This window comes from Acidobacteriota bacterium, assembly GCA_016715115.1.
In the GTDB taxonomy this organism is placed as follows: Bacteria; Acidobacteriota; Blastocatellia; order Pyrinomonadales; family Pyrinomonadaceae; genus JAFDVJ01.
In genome coordinates this window covers 234,958-257,787 of the sequence record JADKBM010000001.1, presented here as the reverse complement: position 1 = coordinate 257,787, position 22,830 = coordinate 234,958, and the positions used below count along the sequence as shown (strand labels likewise).

Below are 22,830 nucleotides of genomic sequence, written 5' to 3'. Positions count from 1 at the left end.
ATGATAGAAAAGATACGCATTTTTGTAGCCGACGATGAGCGTCCGGCACGCGAGTTTCTGAAAGCAATCCTGCGATCGATGCCGGATGCCAATCTGGTTGGCGAGGCGGAAAGCGGGGCCGAAGCGATCGAGAAGATTCGCGAACTGAAGCCGGACCTGGCTCTCCTTGATCTGCAAATGCCGGAAGCAACGGGGATTGAGGTCGTAAAGGCGTTGCGCAAGAATCAGACGCCTCTGGTCGCGTTTGTCACCGCGTTTGACGAATTTGCGGTTCAGGCGTTCGAGGTGAACGCCGTCGATTACTTGCTCAAGCCGATCGAGCCGGCCCGATTGCGCGAGACGTTGGACCGCGCGAAAGAACGTCTCGAACACGACGATTGGCGGGACCGCGAGACGACCAATCTCAAGGCTGCGGCGGAGGCCTACGATGCAGTATCGCGGCAGTCCTATCTCGAACGGATTCCCGTAAAACGCCGCGACGAGATCTATTTGATACCGGTTGCCGAAATCGCGTCGATCGTTGCAGACGGCGAATTGCTTCACATAACGACTGCGGAGAAAGATCGTTACGTCATTAACTACCGGCTCAAAGATCTTGAGAGCCGGCTTGCGCCCGACCGCTTCGTGCGGCTTTCGCGGGGCGCGATCGCGAATCTCGATCATGTTTCACACATCAGTCCGATGCCCGGGGGAACCTATGCGATCACGTTGCTGAACGGCCAGGAGATTCCGTCCAGCCGCCTTCAGTCGCGGATTCTCCGTGAACGGCTTTTGCGACTCTGAAATCGCGTGAAAGCAGACAACGCATCACGTCCGGGATTTGGGATATTTCGGAGTTTCGCGTCGTGCGGCCGCGGCACCGCGCCAACCCGACGATCAGCGAGTCAGTACCGCCTGCGTCAGCGGGCGGGCAACCGCGGCCGCACGACGCCTGAATCCCCAATCGGGAGCTTTGATGAATTCCTCAAGGTCGGGGCTCTGCGTGTAGCTCGTAACTGATTGAATTATTTAATAGTTATATGAACAGCAAGCAACTGACTCTGGTGGATGCGATGTTGACGTAGCTTCGCAGACGCCGTTGTTCTCGTTGTTCAAGCTGCTCCTGAATCCTGGAATGGGGAATTCAAGATTTCGAGGATTCCAGATTCCCTGGATCCCAACCGTTGCCCGCGCGCTCACGCAGGCGGTACTAACTCGATGATCACCGGGTTGGCACTTTGCCGCGGCCGCACGACATGAAAGTCCGGAAGATCCCAACTCTCGGACCTGACGCCGATTGCCCGGACATTCTCATCTTCAAGTTGATCCGCGTCATCCGCGGCCAGGCAAATGTCTTCTTTCGCGATTCTCGGGCTTTTCCAGGAACCCGAATCTTGAATCAAACTGATTGATTCAAAGTCTCCGGAATCTTGAATCTCCGCCTTTGATCAACGGAAAAGCCCCCGCCGGGAGCGGAGGCTCTTTCAACGCACGATTCGGAGATGAGCTATTCAGCGTACGTGCCGATCTGAGAAAGCGTCAGCAACCCTGGGAAGCCATGCGGGATCTCGTTCGTCTCGATCACGTGTCCGCAGACCGAATGTCCGAGTCCCGACATTTTAGAGTCGATTTCGTCGAATCCGGCCGTGAGATCGAAATTCCGGAGCAACGAGGCGTTCCCAGTGATCTTTCGCGGAAGTTTCTCGGTTGTCGACGCCGAGTTGAAGGCAAAAGTCGCCATAATCACGGCCGAGCGCTTGAGATCTTCCTCGATCGTCCGATCCGAAACATCCTGGGTCGTGTGCCAGGTGCGTGTAAAATACTCCACCGGATCCTGAATGAACTGGAAACCGGGAAGTCCGACGGCATCGAACGCGAGGTGGTCGGTTCCGCCGGTCGAATTGACCGTCACTGTCGTCGCATTGATATCCCTGAACGGCGCGAGCCAATCCTTGAAGATCGGGCGCAACGCCTCATTGCCCTGCATATAAATCCCGCGGATCTGTCCGGTGCCGTTGTCGAGATTGTAATATGCGGCGAATTTGTCGTACGCCGGCTTCTTGTTGACCTTAGGCCGTTCGCCGCCGCCCATCGCCCCGAAGGCTGACGCATCGGAGCCGTCGCCGAGCGTTGCAAGGTGCTTCGCGACATAGCCGCGAGATCCGAGAAGTCCCTGTTCTTCGCCGGTCCAAAGTCCGACGCGGATCGTCCGGCGCGGTTTGACGCCCGACGCCTGAAGGATGCGCATCGCTTCCATCACGACCGTCACGCCGGCGCCGTTGTCGGTCGCGCCGGTTCCGGCGTGCCACGAATCAAGATGCGCGCCGATCATCACGACCTCGTCCTTAAGATCCGTTCCCGGGATTTCGGCGATCGTGTTGTAGCCCTTGAGGTCGTCGTCGTAGAAACGCGCATCGAGATTAACGCTCATCGTCATCGGGATCTTTTGTTTCGCGAGTCGGACCAGGCGATTGTATTGCTCGACTTCAGCCACCAGCTGCGGCAACGTTGCGGGCGCGCCCTTCGAATAAACGCGCGGACCCGAGAACGGGTTGCCGCCCGGCGTTGCCGACGGCGGCAAGTTCGCGCCCATCACGCGAATCGTGCCGGCATCGGTTCCGTTGCTCGGCTCAACCAGCACGGCGGCGCCTTCCTCAACATAAAATCGGATCTTGCGATTGTTGAACTGCTGGGCCGCCCGCTGTTCGGGCGTCGGCGTAAACTGCTGCGGCGCGGCGTCATTCGGTTTGGCGGCTTCCATCTTCGCAAGCGCATCGTCGCTGTTTCGCGACGCCGCCGGGTCAAACCCGGGTTTGACGGGCCGCTCGTCAACCATCAAAATGATCGCGCCTTTGAGTTTACCCTTGTAGTTTTCGAGCCCGGCCTCATCCTTCGCGTCGACATAAACGATGTTGCCTTCCGCCTTGACAGCCGGCGACCAAGCCTTCGGAAAGGCGCGAAACGCGATAAACCCGTCCGGCGTCTGAACCGACACCGAAAAGTTCTTCAACTCCCAGCCACGTCCGAACTCACCCCATTCTTCGACCACCGAATTCTGGAGTCCCCAAGCCTCCAACTGATCGCGTGTCCATTTGTTCGCGCGCCGCTGATTCGGAGAATTTGTCAGGCGCGGGCCGATCACATCTGTCAGATAACGCATAGTTTTCATCGCCTGCGAGCGATTCATACCCTCATCGCGCAGCTTCGCGGCCGCGTCGTTCATCGCCACCGCCGGTGTTTGCGCCAGCGCTGCGACCGGGGCCAAAAACGTGACCAAGAGGGCCACGGATACAATTTTCCGTCGAATCATAATCTACTCCTGCGTGTTAGTTTTTGAAACCTTACCTTTTAACGTTCGGAAACAGAATCCGAATGGCTCCGAGAAAAGTGTCGGAACGAGAAACTCCGGACTTGTTCAAATTGATTTCAGGTTCAAGACTTGTAAATACGTATGATCCGGCTCTTAGGTTTTGCAAATTATTCACCGTCCCGCGAAAAAACGTGGATTCCGTTCATCGCCGAATCTTGCCGCTCAGCGGTTCAACCGGGCAGTTCGTTGAAAAGAGTTCCCGGATTGCTTTGGGTTGCCTTGAAAATTGTTAATCTTGGGTTATTGGAATGGATTGATATATTTTTACCGCTATGCAAAATCTCTTAAGATCACTTTCTGTTTTTGTGTTTGTTCTGGTCACCTTTTCTGCAGCTTCGGCGCAGGAGGCACGGATATCGGGCAACGTTTCGTTCAACGGGTCGGTGTTTCTGCACGATGCTTCGGTTCAGATAGTTCAGCTCCGGCGGACGGTTCTGACGAATGCCGAGGGCGCATATGAGTTTACAGGCGTTCCGGCCGGGCGATACACGCTCTTGGTTCATATCGACGGATTCTCTGACGCCGCGAAGATCATTGACGTCCCTGCCGGCGGTCAATTGACGGTAGATTTTGAGATGCAAGTCTCCGGCGTCAATGAGCAGGTGACGATCACCGCGAGCGGTTCGGAACAGACTGTTTTCGACTCGTTCCAATCCGTGACGTCTGTCGGCTCGACCGGAATCACACAACGCTCGGCGACGTCGCTTGGCGAAGTTCTCGAATCGGAGGTCGGAATCTCAAAGCGTTCTTTCGGCGTCGGATCGTCCCGACCGGTGATCCGCGGGTTTGACGGCGACCGCGTACTCATTCTTCAAAACGGCCAGCGCACCGGTTCGATCGGCTCACAGTCAGGCGATCACGGCGAGACCACGGACTCGCTGTCGGCGGAACGCATCGAGGTCGTCAAAGGGCCGGCGACACTGCTCTATGGGAGCAACGCGATCGGCGGCGTCGTCAATGTCATCAGCAACGACGAGAACAAGGCGCACGACGGTCTTCGTGGATTCATCACAGGCTTCGGCGGAACGACCAACAACTCGCTCGGCTTTTCAAGCGGATTGGACTACGGCATCAAGAATTGGATTTTCCGCGGAAGCGCAAGCGCGCAACGGTCGGGCGATTACCGGACGCCGATCGGAAAGATCCCGAATTCCGCTGCACGTTCAAACTCAGAGTCTTTCGGCGCCGGATATTTCCGGAACAAGGCCTATGCGATGGGTAGCTTTGACATCGATGTGCGGCGTTACGGGATCCCGTACGCGGCTCTCTTCGAAGGCGGCGGTATGACGAAGTTCGGCGAATTGCCGCCGGCGCCCGATGACGACATCGATTTGCGGCAGAGAAGCTACGGATTCAAGTTCAACGGTGGATTTCGTGATTGGAAAAACCCGTTCCTGAGCGGAATGCAGTACAACATCGGTTACTCGGACTATCGGCACAAAGAGATCGAAGTAATTGACGGGACCGACGAGACCGGCACGATCTTCACCAACAAGTCGTTTTCGTACCGATCGTTGTTCGAACAGTCGAAGTACAAAGCGCTGACAGGACGCTTCGGGTTCGAGGGGTTCAACCGCGATTACGAGGTCAACGGCGCCGAACAGCTCGTTACCGGCAAGGTGAAGCAAAACTCGGTCTCGGTTTTCGGGCTCGAAGAGGTCAGTTTCGACCGCATCAAGTTTCAATTCGGCGGACGTCTCGAGAACAACCGCTACAAAGCGGACGACCCACGTTACCGCGACCGGAGCTTCACCGGTTTGTCGGCGGCCGTCGGGATGAACGTTGCGCTCTGGAAGGGCGGCGCGTTTGTCGCGAATTACTCGAACTCGTTCCGCGCCCCGGCGCTTGAGGAACTTTACAACAACGGCCCGCATATCGGAACGGTGACATTCGAGATCGGCAACGAGAATCTCAAGGGCGAGCGGACGAACGGCATCGACGTTTCGCTGCGTCATTACTCGGACCGATTCCGCTTCACGGGCGACGTTTACTATTATCGGGTGAATAATTTCGTCTTTCTGGCGTTTCAGGATGAGGACGGCGACGGCAACGTCGATATTGAGGACGGATTGCCGGTCGCACGCTATGAACAGGAAAACGCGAGCTATCTCGGGATCGAGGTCGGTGCCGAGGCGCGTTTCAACAAGTACTTCGGCGCATTCGTTAACGCCGACGCGGTCCGTGCAAGGTTGCCTGAGATCGATCTGAACCTGCCGCGCATTCCGCAGGGACGTCTTCGTCTCGGTGCCGACTTTTCGGTCAAAGGGCTGAATGTGCGCCCCGAACTCTCTTTCATTCGAAAACAAAACAAGACCTATCCGCTCGAAACACCGACCGCCGGCTATTCGATGTTCGACGTCAGCGGATCATATACGGTCGCAAGCGACCACTACGCGCATATCTTCACATTCAACGCGTTCAACCTGACGGATCGTCTCTATCGAAACCATCTTTCGTTCATTAAGGACCTCGCACCCGAAATGGGACGCGGGATCCGGTTCGGGTATACGTTCCGGTTTTTCTAAACCCGGTCTTTCGAACAGAGATAAAAGGGCTTTCCGAAACTCAGCCGCAACGGTTTCGGAAGGCCCTTTTGTTTATACGATGCAAAGGTTACGGAAGCGGTCTTCCGTCCCAGTCGCCGACGATCGGCTGATCGCCGGCAATTCCGAAAACGAAGGTCTTCGCGATCGTCGAATTGTCGTTCGAGAGGAAGAACTGCGATGTCGATGGACGTCTGACGCCGATCGAGTCTGTTCCGTTGCCGTCCCAATCGCCGGCGATCGGCAGATCCTCCGCGACGCCAAAAAACGTGGAAATATCAATCGCCGCCGCGGTTTCGCTGTTCGTCAGGAAGAAGTTCGATGCCGACGGGCGAAAGACCCCGACCGTATCGAAACCGTCCGCGTTCCAGTCGCCGGCGACAGGGAGATCGCCGTTGAGCCCGAAATTCAGGACGATGTCGATCGTCGGCGCCGTCGATGTCGAGTTGGTCAGGAAGAACTGACCTGTCGATGGCCTGAAGACGCCCGGCGTATCGATTCCGTCGTTGTTCCAGTCGCCGACGATCGGAAGGTCTCCGACGGTTCCGAAGGCGATTTGTTTGGGTGTGACGGTTATCAAAGGGAAATTGGCGTCGCGGACTTTCCAGGTGCCGTTCGTGAATGTTCCCGTGCTATCGAGGCCATCGCCGTTGAAGTCTCCCGAAACGCCCGACGATCCGGCGAGGTTGGTCGACAACGTGGCTGTTTGCGAAACGATGTTTGTCGTTGATTGGGTCAACAGGAACGTTGACGCAGGTCTGAACACGCCAACCGAATCGAGTCGCGTGTCGAGGATCTTCGCCAGAAAACCGTCTGAATTGTCGGTCGTCGCCTTGATCACGCCGGGCGTCGTGAGCAGATTCGTCGACGCGGTATCGCCGCCGACGTAGACGAAATTTCCTTTGACGGCAATGCCGTCGCCGTTGTCGTCGCCGTTGCCGCCGATATAGCTTGACGAGATCACGCCGCGGCCGAATTTTACCTTCGCAAAGAACGCGTCTTTGACCCCGCGCCGCGCCGCTTGAAACGGCAGCGCCATCGGAAAATCGTTCGATTTCGTGTTGCCGGTGATGTAGATCGATCCGCTCGGGTCAAGCGCGACGTTGTTGGCGTTATCCGTGTCCGCGCCGCCGATGAAACTCGAATTGACGAGCGAAGTTCCCGTCGAACTGATGACCGCGACGAAGCCTTCGTTGATCTGGTTGGTCGAGTCGAACGCACCGACGAGAGGGAAGTTCGCCGAACCCGTCAGGCCGACAACGACGGCCTGTCCGCTCGCGTTGACTACGACGCCGTTGCCCTGATCGGTGCCGGTGCCTCCGATGTAAGTCGAATAGACAAGCGAAGCTTCACCGCTCGCGGCGGCGTTGAACTTCGCGACCCAACCGTCATTTCCTCCGGCACTCGATGGTTGAAACGCATTCTTGGTCGGGAAGTTCCCGCCCTTCGCGAGACCGGTAAGATAGGCATTGTTCGATGCGTCGAGCGCGACCGAGAAGGCATTGTCGTCTGTGGCGGCACCGCCGATGCAGGTTGAATATGTGATATCGCTGCCGGTCGAGTTCATTACAGTCAAGAATGCATCTTCGCTGTCGAGCGAGGACGGCCACGCAAAGCCGCAGCCCTGATACTTGTTCTTCGTTGGGAATGCCGTTGCAGAATACGTGCTTCCGACGACGTATGCTTTGCCGGCCGTATCGACAACCACGTCAAAGCCTGCATCCGCATCGTTTCCGCCCAGGAATGATGAGTAAACCAAACCGCCCGTCGTGTTTAGTTTGGCGACAAAGACATCATTGTTGTTTATCACTCCATGCGTGGTGTCATAAGCGCCGGAGGTCGTCGGGAAAAAATGGGACGCAATTCCGGTCGCGTAAAGATTGTTGCTTGCGTCGAGGGCGATTCCGCGCGTCGTATCGTCGCCGTTGCCTTCGAGGATCGTGACATACACGAAATCGGTCCCGGCTGCATTGACCTTCGCGACGTAGGCTCCGTCGGCGTCGTTATCGTTTCGAACCTCGCCGTGAAAATTGAGCGACGCGGTTTGTCCTGAAATATACGCGTTGCCCTGATTGTCAGCCGCGACCTCAAACACGTCGTCAAAAGCGGTGCCGCCGATATATGTCAGATACTTCAGCGCGGGATCGATCACGAGCGGCAGGGAAGCGTCGTACGAGCCTAGTTCAAATCCGATTTCCGAATCTGCCGTAAATCGATAGCTCACGGCGATTTCGCGGCGTTCGCCGTCTACGGTCTGATGGGCGACAGGTTTTTGTTGGACCAAACTGGTGTTTTCGGTTTCGACGATCAAACTGCCATTGCCGTCGATCGAAAAGTTCTTTGCGCCTTCAAATCCGATTTTGATCATCTTCGGGTCAGCGTTCGGCGCAACGTTGAAATCATATTCGAGTTGGCCCGACGAATTTCCGTAGAACACAGCGTCGATACCGTCGTATAGTTTCCTATAGTTTGCTCTTCGATAGTTGGACAGATTTTCGAACTTCTTGTCCCCGAAGTAGTAGTTGGTCCTCGTGATCGCTTCCGAATCACCCGAGATCTCAGTTGCTTCGTTGGCGCCGATGAAATTCATCTTTAGCCGATCCGATTCGATCGTCTTTCCGGTCTTCGGCGTTTCATCGTTGCGGTCATCGCCTACGACGTGTTTCAGATCGAAGACCGCGCCGTCCCTCGTCAGGTAGACCGTGTAGCCGCCGGCGCGCGCGATGAACGCCGCTTCTTTGTCCGTTTGCCCCTTGTTGGTTTCGAATAGAAGCGGGAGCCGAATCTGATTCTTATCAAACGCGCTTGACGCGTCGCCCATTCCGCTTCCGGTGACGATCATTGAAAGAACAGTGCTGATCGTTGTGATTGCTGCGATAAATCCCTGAATTTTAGTCTGCATGCTTTCTGAAATCTCCTCTACAAATTTTGTGAACCGAAGTTGGTACGAGCATTAAAGCCCGATTAAGGAGCGTGAATCTTTAGTTTCTTCTGAAGTTGTGTTGAAGTTTTCGTGACGAAAAAATGAAGAGGGGCCGAGAATGGGCTGAAGGGATTTCAGGATTCCGGGACTGCAGATTTCAATTCCAAAACACAAATCCCAAACAAAGAAGAGGCGGCTCCAGATAAATCGGAGCCGCCCTTTTTGGGGGGTAGTCGGGGGATTGAAGAACTAATTCAAACTTCCGAACGCGTTCGGCGCGCCGTCCGTCGTGTTGGCATTGATCATATTGTTGCCAAAAGATGCGATTACGCCGCCCGAAATCGACAGACCGGTAGTGTTGCTCGTGACCATATTGTCCGAAAGCCGGATGTTGCCTCCGGCCAAGGCCGAGAATCCGGTCGAATTACCTGAGACCAAACAATGGAAAACACCTATGTCCGCGTTCGAAGCCGTGACCCCGGTTAGGTTGTTCACCATACTCGAATCCCGAACCGTCGCTTTCGTGCTTCCGCTGAGGTTTATGCCGATGTTATTCGAACTAAAAACCGCGTCGGCGACCGAAAGGTTGACGGTTCCGGTCGTCACAAAGGTGTTGATGCCGTTGCCGGTATTGCCGCGAAACGTCGAATCAACCACCGTGATCTTCGGCGAGAGGTTGCTTTCAACCGAAATGCCATGCGAAGTCATTCCGTCGATCGTTACGTTTTCGACTGATACGGAAAGCGCCGACAATATGCGGATTCCGTTCAAGCCGGTGCCGGCGCCGTTGATCGAGACACCACGAAGGCGAACCGCTTTTTTCGTGTCGGCGGCGGCTGTGATGTTAATGACGATGCCGTTCGTGCCTGACGAAAGAATGCTGCCGAAATCCGTCGAGCAGTCGATCGTGATCGACTTCGTGATCGTCACGGCGCCGAAACCGCCCGGATCGAGACAGTTGATCTCGCCGTTGGTCGCGGTCTTCGAGATAGCGCCGGCGAACGTTTTGCAGGGCGCGGTGCGGCTGCACGGGTTGACGTCGTCGCCGACGCCCGAAACCCAGGTTCGCGTCGCCTGTGCGTCTGCGATTCCTGCAAACAGAACTCCGATAGCAATTAGCAAAACAAATCTGAACTTTTTCATTTGATTCTCCTTGAAAATGGTCTGTTGGTTAGTGTGGGAAAGCTTCCCAAGCGACTATTCGCAACGATCTCGTGTCGTTTCAACCACTCTAGAATTGTTGGACTGAAGAAGTCGTTAGCTTTTGCTGAATAAATTGTGAAGTTTTTCTGAAGGGAAAAGAACTGAGAGCGAAGAACTGAGAACTGAGAACTGAGAACTGAGAAATGAGAGCGGAGAACTGAGAGCGGAGAACTGAGAGCGGAGAACGGAGAAATGAGAACTGAGAACGGAGAACTGAGAACGGAGAAATGAGAGCGGAGAACTGAGAGCGGAGAACGGAGAACTGAGAACTGAGAACGGAGAAATGAGAACTGAGAGCGGAGAACTGAGAGCGGAGAACGGAGAAATGAGAACTGAGAACGGAGAACTGAGAACGGAGAACTGAGAACGGAGCTGAGAAATGAGAAGCGGAACCGGATTCTCAGCTTTCTTAGTTTTCAGTTCTCATCTATCAGTTCTCCGTTCTCCGTTCTCAGTTCTCCGTTCTCAGTTCTCAGTTCTCCGTTTTCCGTTCTCCGTTCTCCGTTCCGAGTTCTCTCGCCTACTGCGCCGAGCCTTGCGGAGCGATGTCTCCGGGGGAACCGAAGCCGATGACGTTGAAAGTGTTGTAGTTGTTCGAACTCTCGAGATAGAACCAACCCGTGTTAGCGGCGCGCCAGACGGCCGGATCGGTCTTGCCGTCCTTGTCGTAGTCTCCGGGGACGGGTTTGTCGCCGGCGACGCCGAGATTGACGAACGTGTTCGAACCGTTGCTGCTGTTGTTGAAAATCCACTGGCCCGTACTCGGACGCCAGATGGCAAAGTCGCTTCGCGAATCGCCATCGAAGTCTCCTTCGATCGGGACATCGCCGTTGGTCCCGAAGGTCGTTCCCGTCAGCGTGTTCGATCCACTCTGAAGCACGAACCACTGGCCGGTTGACGGACGGAACATCGTCCGATCCGTCGTTCCGTCACCGTCGAAATCCGACGCATGCCATTGCGACGCGCGCGGTTCGCCGTAAATGAAGTCGTCCATCGCAACAACATCAACGCCATTGACTCCGTCTGTGTTGGAAGCCGAAAGCGGACTATTTCCGGACTCGATCACAACCCGCGAGATGCGTTCACCGGCGTTGAATGAAATGCCGACGAACGACAATCCGTTGTCTAGTACGGGCGCAGACGCTGCCGAGAGTTGACGCCCGTCTTTTCCATAAACCCTAATCAGGCTCCGGTTTCCGCCGGTCGACGAATCGACATCAGCAAAAACAAGGCCAAAGCCATTGACAGTGGCAGGGATATTGGTCCCGGGAATGACAAAGTTGATCTCAAGCAGATGTGTACTGCGCGCGATGAACAGTCTCTGCGCGCTGAATGTCTGAAAGATCGTGGAGTACGTCGCATTGATGTTCGAAAACCGAACCGGAACGCCCGAGGCGGTCGTTGAACTTACCGCAAATTGGTTGAGTGCCGCACCCGTTTCGTCCTCGATCGCGTTGAAAATCACGCCGCGAGGACTGTTGACGTTGAAGAAATCAAGGGGGAGGTTGTTTGGTTCCGCAAAACTGTCCGGAACACCGTCCCAGTTTATCTCGCGGCGGCCGCTGGTGAATGATCCGCCGACTCCGTTGTTGTTGCCGCCGAGATCCGCTCGAAACTGGTCGACAATGGCCTGGAGCGCCGCAGCATTCGCTCCCGATCCTTGCCGAACGACCGGCGCGGCGATCGACGCCGACGCCGCAAACAAAACTACCAAGCTCACAATCGCCAATTTGTTAGAAAACATAGAAAACATATTTGATCCTCCTAAAGGTTTTTTGAATTGCCCCGTGGGGCGTTGTCGTCAATCTAACTGTTTCGTTTCCGGGAATCTTTAGTTTTTTGTGAAGTTTTCCTGAATTTGCTGCAGTTCTCAAAACTTGATTTCGATCCAAAGCTGTCCGACGGCGTTGCCGAGTCCGAGATGGAGGTCGAACATCTTGATCGTTTTGCAGATCTGGATCATCACCTGATCGCCGATTTCCCGGCCATACGCGTCGCTGGCGCGTTTGATCGTCGCCAGAAACTCGCGGATCATCGGAATGCCGCTTTCATTGATGTTCAACAGTCCGTGACAGAAGAACGTCCCGCCGACGCCCTCGACAGTAACGCCCATCTGATTTCTCACGCCGGCCAGATCCGCAAGCATTCCGTTGAGCAATCCTTTGAACGCTGCCGTCGCGGCATCTGCCGGGCTTTCGATCGCCGCGCTCCAGGCCTGTCCCAGGACCATTTCGGCCGGACTGCTTATTCCGCGGACGACCTCAAACGCCTTTGCGAGCCAGACTTCGCCTTCAGTCCATTGCGTGTAATTTCTTGTAAAACGCGTGTTGCTCGTCGCGTTCAGCTCAAATCCGATCATTTTGCTCTCCTTGACCACCTTCAGTCAGCATTGTTTGGCCGTCGGCCCGGGTGCGCATTTTTGCGAGCAACGATCCGACGCAGACAAAAACGCCGCCCATCGAATCGGTCTGAATATGACACCGATGTTCTGCGACAAAGCGCGTCAGCCGATCCGCCTCCGTATTGAACAATTCGGCGGCGTCGCCGATCGTGACAAAATCCGCCTCGGATCGGCATTCGGCGCACCTGACGACCTGTGTCCTCGCACGCTTTCTGATTAATTGAACGCGTTCGAATTCGATGACGATCTCGCGCGATTTGAGAACTTTCATAGCCGTTTTGAATCCTGTCGAGAACATATCGCTGGCGGCCCGTACGCAATCATTTTTTTGGAGATTCGACCAAAGTGGGTTAGAATCACGTCGTTCCCATTTAGGTGCAAGTCAGTTTTATCGCGATTGCTCCGTTCGATTCTTTAGAAACCTGTGAAGTTTTTCTGAAGAAATTGTGAAGACAATGAAATGACTGATTCGAACAGCGAGATTTACCAATTCGGGAATTACCGGCTTGACGGCGGCGAGCGGATGCTCTTCGACGGCGAAAGGTCGATTGCTCTCGCGCCCAAAATCTTCGACACGCTGCTATTGCTGGTTCGCAACGGCGGCCGTGTCCTTTCCAAGGAACGGATGATGGCGGAGATCTGGGAGGATTCCTTCGTTGAAGAAAACAATCTGGCGCAGAATATCTCCTATCTACGCCGGGTTCTCGGCGAATCGGCCGACAACAAGTTCATCGAAACGGTCCCGAAGTTCGGTTATCGATTTGTCGCGCCCGTCAATCAACCGCCGGCACGGATCGAGACTCTGACAGCCGAACGAACGACCGCGCGGATCTTCGTCAGGGAACTTGACGAACCGGACGAAGCCCGCGAGATTCCGGTTGCTGCGATCCGCGTTGATCGCGCATCGATTCCGGCGCTCGCGTCCGGGGTCCCCGAAACGCGTTATGTTCAGAACGGCGACGTCAACATCGCGTACCAGGTCGTCGGCGATGGCGATATGGACATCGTTTTCGTGATGGGTTGGGTATCGCATCTCGAGTATTTCTGGAAACATCATCTTTTCGCGTCGTTCCTCAACCGGCTCGCGTCGTTCTCGCGCCTCATCCTGTTCGACAAACGCGGTACGGGATTATCGGATCGCGTTCCCCTATCGCAACTTCCGACGCTCGAACAGCGGATGGAAGACGTTCACGCCGTGATGGACGCCGTCGGATCGGAGCGGGCGGTGCTCATCGGCGTTTCCGAAGGCGGTCCGATGTGCTCGCTCTTTGCCGCGACCTATCCTGACCGCACTTCGGCGGTGGTGATGATCGGAACGTATGCCAAGCGTTTGAAAGACTTCGACTATCCGTGGGGAACTTCGCCCGAAGCACATCAGAAATTCTATGATTTGATGCAACGCGATTGGGGGAAAGCGGTCGGGATCGAGGCGCGCGCGCCGTCGATGGTCGAAGACGAGGAGTTTCGCGCCTGGTGGGCCGAATACCTGCGCAACGGCGCGAGCCCCGGCGCGGCGGTCGCGTTGACCAAGATGAACGCCGAAATCGATGTCCGCAACGTATTGCCGCTGGTCCACGTTCCGACGCTCGTGATTCATCGCACCGGCGATCTCTGCCTCAAGGCTGAAGAGGGAAGATACGTCGCCGAACTGATTCCCGGATCGAAATACGTCGAATTTGACGGTATCGATCATCTGCCGTTCGTCGGAAATCAGGACGAGATACTCGACGAGATCGAGGAATTTCTGACCGGAATGCGCGGCGCGCAGGAGATCGACCGCGTGTTGGCGACGGTAGTCAACGTTCAGATCGTCCGCCTTCCGGACGGGAGCGAAGCGGATATGCTGATGCGTGCCGGCGTGTTTGTGCGGCGGCAGATCGAACTGTTCAAGGGCAAGGAGATCTCGATCGACCGTGGCGGCGTGACGGCCGCTTTCGACGGACCGGCGCGAGCGATCCGCTGCGCGACCGCGATCAACGATTCGGCCCGGCGCCTGAACCTCGCGATCCGCACCGGCCTCCACACCGGCGAATGCGAAGTCCGAGGGGACGAATACTCCGGCATCGCGGTTGAACTGGCGACGCTGATCGCGAACGAGGCCGCGGATAACGAGATCCTCGCGTCGCGCACGGTTAAGGACCTCGTCGCCGGTTCGGGCATCGGATTCTCCGAACACGGACTAATGTCGCTCGGCGATCATCCCGATCAATGGCGGCTGTTTCGGGTTGCAGCGTGATCTGCGACTGGTTTCCAAAATCCAAAATCCAAAATCCAAAATCGAAAGTTTCTTTCCAAATTCTCGAAATTCATTTATCCTCTTCGAATGCCGACCGAGATCATAATCGTACTCAGTCTCCTGGCGTTCGCGCTCGTTCTGTTCGGGTCCGAAAAGCTGCCCGTTGACGTCGTCGGGATAATTCTCGTCATCGGACTCGTGATGTCCGGCGTTTTGACTGTAAATCAAGGATTATCCGGATTTGGCGACAACGTCATCATCACTATCGGCGGATTGTTCGTGCTCACCGGAGGGCTGATCAAGACGGGACTCGTGGATCTCGTCGGACGCCGGCTTTACGCGATCGCGGGCAGCAACGAACTTATGCTGACGGCGTTGATAATGGGCGTCGCGGCGGCGTCGGCGGCGGTCTTGAAGAATACGACGACGACCGCGATGTTCCTGCCGGTCGTGATGGGACTCGCCGAGCGCGCCAAGATCCCGCCGTCGAAACTTCTGATGCCGCTCGCATTCGGCGCGATCCTCGGCGGGAGCTGCACGCTCATCGGAACATCGACGAATCTCGCGGTTTCGGGTGCGATGCAGCGCTACGGGATGCCCGGCTATACGATGTTCGAACTGACCGCCGTCGGCGTTATCACGGTCGCGGTCGGAATGGTCTATATGCTCACGCTCGGCCGCAAGATGCTGCCGAAGCGGGGCGGCGAGGAGTCGCTGACCGAGCAATACCATATCCGCGAATACATCTCGGAACTGATCGTCCTTCCGGGCTCGCACTTGATCGGCAAAACGCTCGCCGAGGCCGATCTCAGTCACGAACTCGAACTCAACGTTCTCGGCATCATTCGCGGGCGCAATGCGGAACGCATCGTTCCGGGGCCGAGGGATCGGATCCAGCTTAACGATTTGCTTATCGTCGAAGGGAAACTTACCAATCTTCTGAACATCAAGACGCAGGCCGGGCTTGAGATAAAGGCCGACTTTACGATGGCCGACGAGGTCTTTGAAGGCGCCGGAGTCGAATTGTTCGAGGTTCTCGTGATGCGCGACTCGAAATTCGTCGGCCAAACGCTGAAATCGCTCGATTTTCGGCGGAGTTACAATCTGACGGTCCTGGCCGTCAACCGGCACGGTCAGACCTTTCTCGAGAAACTTAGCGATGTTCGTCTTGAATTCGGCGACGTGCTGCTCGTGCAGGGAAGACGGCGGCGCGTCGAGCCGTTGGTCGTCGAGGGCGAGGTCCTGTTGCTTGAGGACCTGTCGGAAGGGGCGATGCGGACCGACAAGCGCAAATGGGCGCTCGCCGCTTTCGGCCTTTTTCTGGCGCTTTCGCTCTCAAAAATAGTCATCGGTTTTGAAGTCCCGCTGGCGATCGCCGTACTTCTCGGCGTGTTGCTTCTGCTGGCGACAAAGACGGTGAGATATGCCGAACTTTACTCGCTGATCGATTTTCGCCTGCTGGTTCTGATCGCCTGTATGATGAGTTTCGGGATCGCGATGGAACAGACGAAAACGGACGTTTTTCTCGCCGATCTCATTGTCCGATATTTCGAACAATACGGCCCGCTCGCCGTCCTCGGCGGATTCTTTGCGCTGACCGTCGCGCTGACCCAGCCGATGTCGAACCAGGCCGCAGCGCTCGTCGTTCTCCCGGTGGCGGTGAAAACCGCGATCGCGCTCGGCCTCAACCCGCGCACATTCGCCGTCGCCGTCACCTACGCCGCTTCATTTTCATTCATCACCCCATTGGAGCCGGCCTGCATCCTTGTTTACACGCCCGGCCGCTACACCTTTATGGACTTCGTCAAGATCGGAACCGTTCTGACGATCGTCGTTTTCGCGGTCGCGATGTTCCTCGTGCCCGTATTTTGGAAACTTTAGCGGACTCAATAAGGAAACTGGGGCTACCGCCTGCAGGCATCGGAGGCAGCGCTTTGGTCACGCTGGAATGCGTGACCGACTGCGGTTTCGAAGGCCTTTCTTTGGACTAAGGCATTCAGATCTCACCAGGTAGCACATCGGCTCGCTCGTCCGATCGCCCGGGCGCAGATGCTTGCTTAAGATTGGGAATGGGTCTTAAGGCACGCCACGCGGAAGGCCGAATGCGTTTTGCACGTTTCTTTCGAACCAAACCGTCCTGATGTAAAATATGGGTGTATGAAGATCGGTTGCAATGCATGGAATCTCTCGCGGCTGATGTCGGTCATTTGCTTTTTGGCAGCGGCGGCGTTTGGGCAGGCTGGATTGCCGACGCTGTCGGTCAATGACGTGAGGCTCGAAGAGGGAAATAGCGGGACGACGACGTTCGGTTTTACCGTCACACTGAGCAGCGCGTCGGCCCAGACGGTGACCGTCAACACTTCGACGACCGATCTTTCGGCTCACGAACCATTCGATTACATCCGGATCCCGGCGACGCTGCTCGTTTTCGAGCCCGGGCAAACGACCAAAACGGTCAACGTTTCGGTCATCGGCGAGACCGTTCCCGAACCGGACGAGACCTTTATCGTCAACCTCGTCGGACCTCAGAACGCGACAATCCAGCGCGCCGAGGGAATAGGCACGATCGATGACGACGACACCGTCATCAGTTTCGACACGCCGGCCGATTTTGACGGCGACGACAAATCTGATATCTCTGTCTTCCGCCCATCGAACGGGCAATGGTGGCTCAACCGGAGCCTCGCCGGACTTATCGTCCATACGTTCGGCAACTCCACCGACATCCTTACTCCGGCTGATTTCACCGGCGACGGCGTTACAGATGTCGCCGTTTTCCGGCCTTTGGACGGAAGCTGGTACGTCCTTCGGAGCGAAGATTTTACTTACTTTTCATTTCCGTTCGGGACCGCCGGCGACATCCCGCTGGCGGCCGATTACGACGGCGACGATCGCGCTGACGCCGCCGTTTTCAGGCCGTCGAACTCGATTTGGTATGTTCAGCGCTCATCCGGCGGGATCGTGATCGAGGCTTTCGGCGCCGCCGGCGACCGCCCAGTGCCTGCGGATTACGACGGCGACGGCAAGACCGATATCGCCATCTTTCGTCCGTCCGCCGGCCAGTGGTGGCTGAACCGGTCGACCGCCGGGGTCATCGCGCTGACCTTCGGGACGTCGTCGGACAAATGCGTGCCCGGCGATTACACGGGCGACGGCAAGGCCGACATTGCCTTTTGGCGGCCGTCGAACGGCGATTGGTTTGTTCTGCGCAGCGAGGATTGGACGTTCTACTCGTTCCCGTACGGCGTCAACGGCGATCTGCCCGTGCCCGGCGACTACGACGGCGACGGCAAGTTCGACGCCGCCGTGTTCCGGCCTGCCGGCGCAACCTGGTATCTCAAACGATCGACCGCGGGCCAGTTTGCGATGGGTTTCGGACTCCCGACCGATGTTCCGGCGGCCGGCATCGCCCCGTGAGCCGAATGCGACACGCGCGAACGGCGGTGGCGTTCAGCGATTCGGTGTAAACTGTAGATCGTGCACCAAGAGTTCAAACCGAAACTTCTGACGATCCTTCAGGCCGGCTATTCCCGCCAGCAGCTGGTCAAGGACGTCACCGCGGGAATCACTGTCGGCATCGTCGCGCTCCCGCTTTCGATCGCGCTCGCCATCGCCTCGGGAGCAAAGCCCGAGCAGGGACTTTACACGGCGATCGTCGCCGGATTCGTGATCGCCGTCCTCGGCGGCAGCCGCGCCCAGATCAGCGGGCCGACCGGCGCTTTCATCGTCATTGTTTATGGCATCATCCAGCAATACGGCTACGAAGGGCTCGTCACGGCGACGTTCATCGCCGGCATCTTGCTGGTGCTGATGGGACTTGCGCGGATGGGGGCGCTGCTCAAGTTCGTTCCTTATCCGGTCACGGTCGGGTTCACTTCGGGAATCGCACTGATCATTTTCTCGTCGCAGATCCGCGACCTTTTCGGGCTCACGATCGAAAACGTGCCGGCCGACTTCGTCGAAAAATGGATCGCCTACGCCGAACATTTCGCGACGTTCAATATCTATTCGATCATCGTCGGCGCGGCGTCGCTGGCGATCATCGCCGTCTGGCCCCGCGTTACGCACCGCGTTCCCGGAATGCTCGTCGCGATCGTTGTGATGACGGTCGCGGCGCGTTTCTTCGAACTTCCCGTCGAAACTATCCAGAGCCGCTTCGGCGAGGTTCCGAACTCGTTGCCGTCGCCGCACCTCCCGCAGATCAGCTGGGATCTCGTCAAGAAGATGTTCTCGCCCGCGGTGACGATCGCGCTCCTCGCCGGACTCGAATCGCTGCTTTCGTCGGTTGTCGCCGACGGAATGCTCGGGACGCGGCATCGGTCGAATATGGAACTGATCGCGCAGGGCGCCGGAAACATCGTGTCCGTGATTTTCGGCGGCCTGCCCGCCACGGGCGCGATCGCGCGAACGGCGACGAACATCAAGAACGGCGGCCGGACGCCGATCGCGGCGGTCGTCCATTCGGTCGTGTTGCTCCTGATCCTGATGTTCGCCGGGAGCTACGCGTCGCTGATCCCGCTCTCGACGCTGGCCGCGGTGCTGATCGTCGTCGCCTACAATATGAGCGAATGGCGCGAATTCGGACAACTGCTGAAGAGTCCGAAAAGCGATGTCGCGGTCCTCATCGTGACATTCCTGCTGACCGTTTTCGTCGAACTGACGACTGCGATCCAGGTCGGGGTGCTCCTGGCCGCGTTTTTGTTCCTGCAAAGAATGTCGACCAACACCCAGCTCAAGGATATTACCGACAACTTGCGCGAACGCGAGGACAGCGAGACGCGCGATATGTCGAAGATCGAGATCCCGCCGGGCGTCGAGGCGTTCGAGATCTACGGTTCGCTGTTCTTCGGCGCCGTGGAGCATTTCAAGGATGCGCTGCGGCGCGTCTCGACGGATCCGAAGGTACTGATCCTGCGAATGCGCGACGTGAATTCGATCGACGCGAGCGGACTTCATTCCCTCTCGGAACTCCGTCGCGACCTTGAGGCGAAAGGCTGCACCGTGATTTTCTCGGCCGTCGCCCCGGGGGTTTTCAAGCTGATGAAAAAGAGCGGTTTCGTCGCCGAGGCCGGCAAGGACAGATTCGCGAAGGACATTTATCAGGCGCTCGAGATCGCCCGCAACCATTCGGCGGACGAGGCGAGATCCTGAAACGATGCTTTTCCGGCCGATTGCGCTGAGCCTTTCGCGTCTCCCGCGGCCGATCTCCGAGGTCTATCTTACAAATGCGCCCGGCACCGGAATGTCTGTTGCCAGTCCGAAACTTTGGATCAACGTTCCGGCGGTGGACCGCTGCGAGAACCAAGTCGCGTTCGATTGGCGGAAAACGGTGGCGTCGATCCTCCCGTCGCCGTCGTAGTCTCCCGGCGCGGGCGTGTCGCCGTTTTGTCCGAACGGAAAGCTGAAAAACGTATATGACTCGGAACGAAGAATGAACCACTCACCCGTTGACGGTCGCCAGAATGCAATATCCGCGCGTCCGTCGCCAGTATAATCGCCCTGAACGTTCTTGTCGGTCGAGGTGCCGAACGTCAGCGCGATCACGCCCTCGCTCGAGCGTTTGAGCCACCACTGGCCAAGCGCGGGCCGGAAGACCGCGATGTCCGCGAGATTGTCGCCGTCGTAATCGGCCGGAACCGGGAAATCCCCCGTGACGCCAAATACTTCGATCGTCGTGCCCCCGGTGGAACGCTGGACGAACCACGTCGACGTCGAGGGTCGGAACACCGCCGCATCGGACTTTCCGTCGCCGTCATAATCGGCAGGAACGGGAATGTCGCCCGATGCGCCGAACGGAAAGCTGAAAAACGAAAAATCCTCACTTCGGAGTACGAACCACTCGCCGACGGAAGGCCGGAAGATCGCAACATCCGTGAAACCGTCACCGGTAAAATCCGCTGGCGTTATTTTGTCGGCCGCATTGCCGAAGGTGTGCGTAATGGTGCCGAGCGAGCTTCGGTTGAGCCACCATTGACCGAGGCTGGGCCGGAAAATCGAAATGTCCGACTTGCCGTCGCCGTCGAAATCGAATGGCGACCGGATGATCGATGGATTGCTTGCGGCCGCCCAGAAACCGGACGTGAAGCTGAACCCGCCGCGGGTGCTCTGCGATCCGGCGACGGTTTCGGCGATCGTCCCTTCGATCTGAAAGTTCCCGCCGGAAACTCGTCCGCCGCCGCTCGCGAGAACGTTCCTTTCGATCTGAAACGTCTGGCCCGATTGCGCCCTTAGCGGGCAAACAGCCACAGCCAGCAAAAAGACTGTCAATAAAATGAGTTTCATAATTCTTCACCCTTGCCTGATCAGTTCAGCGGACGGCAAACCTCGATCGACGTGTTTTGTGCGCAGACGAGTTTTCGCAGCGCTTCAAGCGCCAGTCGTTGCCGCTCCAGCAGTTCGCGTTGTTCTTCGATCTGTTTCTGCTGATCTTCGATCTGTTTCTGCTGCTGCTTGACGGCATTGACCAGAACGACGGTGACGCCCTCGAATCTGACGCTTTCAACGACGTTGTCCTTGTCTTTGACCGCCAGCAGCGGCTCGACCTCGTTGACTTCCTCGGCGATCAAACCAATCGTGGTCGAACCGTTCGATTTCCAGTCAAAGGTGACGGGACGCAGGCGATTGATCAGTTCGAGTCCGTCTTTGAAATCGTTGACATTCGTTTTGAAGCGGATGCTTGAGACGCATTTTCCGAAATAGTTGCCGTAGATCTCATCGGTTCCCCAGCAAGCGGCGTTGTTCCCGGGCAACGACAGGCTCTCATAATTCACCGTGAACGACGACCCAAACTGAAGCTGCGTCGCCTTGAAGATCCCCTTGACAAGGACCTGATCGCTTGTTCGCCCCAGGACCACCGTATTGCTGGTTGCAACCGTCGCGCCGGCGCCGATTGCGGTCCCGAACGAAATCGAATTAGGTCCGACGACGTCGGTTTCGGATCCGACCAGAGTATTGTTGTTGCCGATCGTATTCGAATCCCCGGAGTTGTAGCCGACAAAAGTATTGTCGCTCCCGAAAGTATTGAATCGTCCGGAAAGGCGTCCGTAAAAACTGTTCCTGTTACCGTCGTTGTTCGCGCGGCCGCTGCTTACGCCGAAAAATGAGTTGTCGGTTCCGTCCGTATTTCCGGCTCCGCTCGAGGAACCGAAGAAAGAGTTATTGCTCCCATTGCCCGTCAGCAACCCGGCCTGATGGCCGAAAAACGAATTGTTGATCGAATTCGTAAACGAAGCTTTGCCGGCTTCGTATCCGAAAAATGAGTTGAAACTCGCCCCGACGTTCGATTGGCCGGCGCGCGTTCCGAAGAAAGAATTCTCGGAGCCGGACGTGTTGTTGCCGCCGGCGACCCGGCCGAAGAAGGAATTTGAGTTTGCGGTCGTATTGGCGTCGCCCGCACCGGCGCCGAAGAACGAATTGTCGCTGCCGAGAGTATTGACGAGACCGGCCGAATAGCCGAAAAATGAATTTCCGGTTCCGTTGCTCAATTGCCCGGCCCTCGCGCCGAAAAATGAATTTTGCCCTCCCGTCGAATTATTCTGCCCCGCAGAATTCCCGAAGAAGGAATTCCCGACGCTCGCGGTGTTTGAAAGGCCGGCATTGATCCCGGCAAAGGTGTTTTCAACGCCCGAAATCGTGAAGACGCGGCTGCCGCCAATGTTGAACTGCGTCGTGGCGTTGAAAACCGAGGCGTTGCCGGTGCCGCCGATGTTGAAGTTTGTCGATGATTGTTGAGTCGTGGTGTTTTGTATGAAACTTGCCGCCGGTAAACCGCCGAGGAGCAGCGCATTGTCGGCAATCGTCGAAATCGAGCTTCTCATCGAATACGGCGAAGTACTGACAACTTGGCGCGGTGTCAGGATCGTGAAGGCTGTACCGCTTCCGGTTGGGCGGACCCGGATCTCGAGCAAGCGCGAAGCTCCCGGGAACTGGTTCCCGAAATCTAGCGTGACTGCGAAGATACCGTTCGCGACGGGCACGTTGTTCAATGCGACCGTCGGGCCCAACTGCGTCCCGCCTGCCGAATAGAGAGCGAATTCGAAATCGAAATTCCCGTTTGCGGCCACGCCGCTGTTTTTCAGGCTGCCCTGGTATGTAAACTGTGTTGTCTGACCAAAAGCGGCCAAATTCGCCGCGCACAATGTCAGACAAAATAGAATCGCGCTAAAGTATTTCATC

General features: G+C 56.7%; 14 protein-coding genes. 6 read left to right on the top strand and 8 right to left on the bottom strand.

Going from position 1 to position 22,830, the window contains the following annotated elements; all coding sequences use genetic code 11:
- Nucleotides 1–783, top strand: coding sequence for a response regulator transcription factor (locus IPN69_01160; GenBank protein MBK8809328.1), 783 nt, complete (start codon nt 1–3; stop codon nt 781–783).
- Between the two features lie 703 nt (nt 784–1,486).
- Here IPN69_01160 and IPN69_01155 read toward each other — a convergent pair.
- Nucleotides 1,487–3,292: a M20/M25/M40 family metallo-hydrolase gene (locus IPN69_01155; protein ID MBK8809327.1), complete on the bottom strand. Its 1,806-nt coding sequence runs from the start codon at nt 3,290–3,292 to the stop codon at nt 1,487–1,489.
- 362 nt (nt 3,293–3,654) lie between these two features.
- Here IPN69_01155 and IPN69_01150 point away from each other — a divergent pair, with 362 nt between their 5' ends.
- A complete protein-coding gene (locus IPN69_01150) occupies nt 3,655–5,874 on the top strand; it encodes a TonB-dependent receptor (GenBank protein ID MBK8809326.1) in 2,220 nt (739 codons plus the stop codon).
- An 88-nt stretch (nt 5,875–5,962) separates the two neighbouring features.
- On the opposite strand, the gene IPN69_01145 is transcribed toward IPN69_01150, so the two are convergent.
- The 5 genes from IPN69_01145 to IPN69_01125 all read right to left on the bottom strand — a co-directional run bounded on the left by IPN69_01145 (nt 5,963) and on the right by IPN69_01125 (nt 12,690).
- A complete protein-coding gene (locus tag IPN69_01145) occupies nt 5,963–8,794 on the bottom strand; it encodes an SBBP repeat-containing protein (GenBank protein MBK8809325.1) in 2,832 nt (943 codons plus the stop codon).
- Between the two features lie 270 nt (nt 8,795–9,064).
- Nucleotides 9,065–9,958, bottom strand: a complete 894-nt coding sequence (locus IPN69_01140; GenBank protein ID MBK8809324.1) for a right-handed parallel beta-helix repeat-containing protein — start codon at nt 9,956–9,958, stop codon at nt 9,065–9,067.
- Between the two features lie 580 nt (nt 9,959–10,538).
- Complete coding sequence (locus IPN69_01135) at nt 10,539–11,771, bottom strand: VCBS repeat-containing protein (protein MBK8809323.1); 1,233 nt, start codon at nt 11,769–11,771, stop codon at nt 10,539–10,541.
- A gap of 117 nt (nt 11,772–11,888) precedes the next feature.
- On the bottom strand, nt 11,889–12,377 hold the full coding sequence (locus IPN69_01130) for a hypothetical protein (GenBank protein MBK8809322.1): 489 nt from the start codon (nt 12,375–12,377) through the stop codon (nt 11,889–11,891).
- Nucleotides 12,364–12,690 (bottom strand): hypothetical protein, encoded by a 327-nt coding sequence (locus IPN69_01125; GenBank protein MBK8809321.1) that lies wholly within the window; start codon nt 12,688–12,690, stop codon nt 12,364–12,366. The genes IPN69_01130 and IPN69_01125 overlap by 14 nt, the downstream gene beginning before the upstream one ends.
- 189 nt (nt 12,691–12,879) lie before the next feature.
- On the opposite strand from IPN69_01125, the gene IPN69_01120 reads away from it, so the two are divergent.
- The 4 genes from IPN69_01120 to sulP all read left to right on the top strand — a co-directional run bounded on the left by IPN69_01120 (nt 12,880) and on the right by sulP (nt 19,806).
- Nucleotides 12,880–14,655, top strand: a complete 1,776-nt coding sequence (locus IPN69_01120) for an alpha/beta fold hydrolase (GenBank protein MBK8809320.1) — start codon at nt 12,880–12,882, stop codon at nt 14,653–14,655.
- An 87-nt stretch (nt 14,656–14,742) separates the two neighbouring features.
- Nucleotides 14,743–16,536, top strand: coding sequence for an SLC13 family permease (locus IPN69_01115; protein ID MBK8809319.1), 1,794 nt, complete (start codon nt 14,743–14,745; stop codon nt 16,534–16,536).
- A 276-nt stretch (nt 16,537–16,812) separates the two neighbouring features.
- Entirely contained in the window at nt 16,813–18,072 is a 1,260-nt protein-coding gene (locus IPN69_01110; protein ID MBK8809318.1) for a VCBS repeat-containing protein, read from the top strand.
- Between the two features lie 60 nt (nt 18,073–18,132).
- A complete protein-coding gene (gene sulP, locus IPN69_01105; GenBank protein MBK8809317.1) occupies nt 18,133–19,806 on the top strand; it encodes a sulfate permease in 1,674 nt (557 codons plus the stop codon).
- 63 nt (nt 19,807–19,869) lie between these two features.
- On the opposite strand, the gene IPN69_01100 is transcribed toward sulP, so the two are convergent.
- Both IPN69_01100 and IPN69_01095 read right to left on the bottom strand, forming a co-directional pair.
- Entirely contained in the window at nt 19,870–20,937 is a 1,068-nt protein-coding gene (locus IPN69_01100) for a VCBS repeat-containing protein (GenBank protein MBK8809316.1), read from the bottom strand.
- Between the two features lie 20 nt (nt 20,938–20,957).
- The gene (locus IPN69_01095) at nt 20,958–22,829 is read right to left on the bottom strand and encodes a tail fiber domain-containing protein (protein ID MBK8809315.1); all 1,872 of its coding nucleotides are present in this window, start codon (nt 22,827–22,829) and stop codon (nt 20,958–20,960) included.
- Between the last annotated feature and the right edge of the window lies 1 nt (nt 22,830).

What these genes read in the sequence shown, in the direction of transcription:
- IPN69_01130 (MBK8809322.1), bottom strand. Translation starts at nt 12,377, where the DNA reads ATGATCGGATTTGAGCTGAACGCGACGAGCAACACGCGTTTTACAAGA.
- IPN69_01110 (MBK8809318.1), top strand. Translation starts at nt 16,813, where the DNA reads ATGAAGATCGGTTGCAATGCATGGAATCTCTCGCGGCTGATGTCGGTC.
- IPN69_01160 (MBK8809328.1), top strand. Translation starts at nt 1, where the DNA reads ATGATAGAAAAGATACGCATTTTTGTAGCCGACGATGAGCGTCCGGCA.
- IPN69_01115 (MBK8809319.1), top strand. Translation starts at nt 14,743, where the DNA reads ATGCCGACCGAGATCATAATCGTACTCAGTCTCCTGGCGTTCGCGCTC.
- IPN69_01135 (MBK8809323.1), bottom strand. Translation starts at nt 11,771, where the DNA reads ATGTTTTCTATGTTTTCTAACAAATTGGCGATTGTGAGCTTGGTAGTT.
- IPN69_01100 (MBK8809316.1), bottom strand. Translation starts at nt 20,937, where the DNA reads ATGAAACTCATTTTATTGACAGTCTTTTTGCTGGCTGTGGCTGTTTGC.
- IPN69_01120 (MBK8809320.1), top strand. Translation starts at nt 12,880, where the DNA reads ATGACTGATTCGAACAGCGAGATTTACCAATTCGGGAATTACCGGCTT.
- IPN69_01125 (MBK8809321.1), bottom strand. Translation starts at nt 12,690, where the DNA reads ATGAAAGTTCTCAAATCGCGCGAGATCGTCATCGAATTCGAACGCGTT.
- IPN69_01145 (MBK8809325.1), bottom strand. Translation starts at nt 8,794, where the DNA reads ATGCAGACTAAAATTCAGGGATTTATCGCAGCAATCACAACGATCAGC.
- IPN69_01140 (MBK8809324.1), bottom strand. Translation starts at nt 9,958, where the DNA reads ATGAAAAAGTTCAGATTTGTTTTGCTAATTGCTATCGGAGTTCTGTTT.
- IPN69_01095 (MBK8809315.1), bottom strand. Translation starts at nt 22,829, where the DNA reads ATGAAATACTTTAGCGCGATTCTATTTTGTCTGACATTGTGCGCGGCG.